This window comes from Massilia genomosp. 1, assembly GCF_011682185.1.
In the GTDB taxonomy this organism is placed as follows: domain Bacteria; phylum Pseudomonadota; class Gammaproteobacteria; order Burkholderiales; family Burkholderiaceae_D; genus Telluria_A; species Telluria_A rubra.
The window spans coordinates 1-280 of record NZ_WHJF01000557.1 but is presented as its reverse complement, the minus strand read 5'-3'; the positions used below and the strand labels follow the sequence as shown (position 1 = coordinate 280).

Here is a 280-nt window from a genome sequence, read left to right as displayed (position 1 = left end):
CGCAAATGCGCCGCAAGGTCTTGTCCATGGTCAGGCGCTCGACCAGCCCGACGGTGGTGGTGATGCCCAGCACCGCCTTCGCCACGAAAGCATTCGCCAGCCATGCACGTACATGCGGCGGTCGGCCAATGCCGTCCCAGGAATCGTCAGCGAACTCCTCGATACGCGCCCACTCCAGAACGTAGATAAGGCGCTCAAGTTTCGGCGTCACGACGCCCACTTCTGCGCACAGTTCCGGCAGCACGTCATATTGAACTGCGTTCCAGCGTTGCATGATCAG

At 61.1% G+C, this 280-nt stretch carries 1 pseudogene; it reads right to left on the bottom strand.

Annotated features, from left to right (window positions below):
- Positions 1-280: pseudogene (locus tag F1735_RS34880) on the bottom strand (IS5/IS1182 family transposase); the annotation flags it as partial.